At 77.0% G+C, this 382-nt stretch carries 1 protein-coding gene; it reads left to right on the top strand.

Translation table 11 applies throughout. The features are described 5' to 3' along the window. The coding region (locus D183_RS25590; protein WP_039729272.1) for a histidine kinase dimerization/phospho-acceptor domain-containing protein at window positions 1-382 on the top strand (382 nt) is incomplete at both ends.

Here is a 382-nt window from a genome sequence, read left to right as displayed (position 1 = left end):
TTCCGCGCGAGGTCGCCGCGCTGGCGCAGGCGCTCACCGCGGCCAGCGCCGACGTGCGCCACGCCGCCGCCGAGCGTGCGCTGCTGCTGGCTGGCATCTCCCACGACCTGCGCACCCCGCTGACCCGGCTGCAGTACGCGCTGGCGCTGCTGCCGCAGGTGGAGCCGGAACTGCGCGAAGGCATGGAGCGCGACATCGGCGAGATCGACGCGATCCTGGCGCAGTTCATCGCCTACGCCCGCGACGGCCGCGACGAACCGGCCGTCGCGCTGGACCTGGCCGACCTCTGCCGGCAGGCGCTGGGCGCGGCGCAACCCGGCTGGGAGGCCGTCCTGCCCGCGCAGGCACCGCTGCACGGGCGGCCGCTGGCGCTGCAGCGCGC

The sequence above is a fragment of the Xanthomonas sp. SHU 199 genome (assembly GCF_000364665.1).
In the GTDB taxonomy this organism is placed as follows: domain Bacteria; phylum Pseudomonadota; class Gammaproteobacteria; order Xanthomonadales; family Xanthomonadaceae; genus Xanthomonas_A; species Xanthomonas_A sontii.
This window is presented reverse-complemented; position numbering and strand designations above follow the sequence as displayed.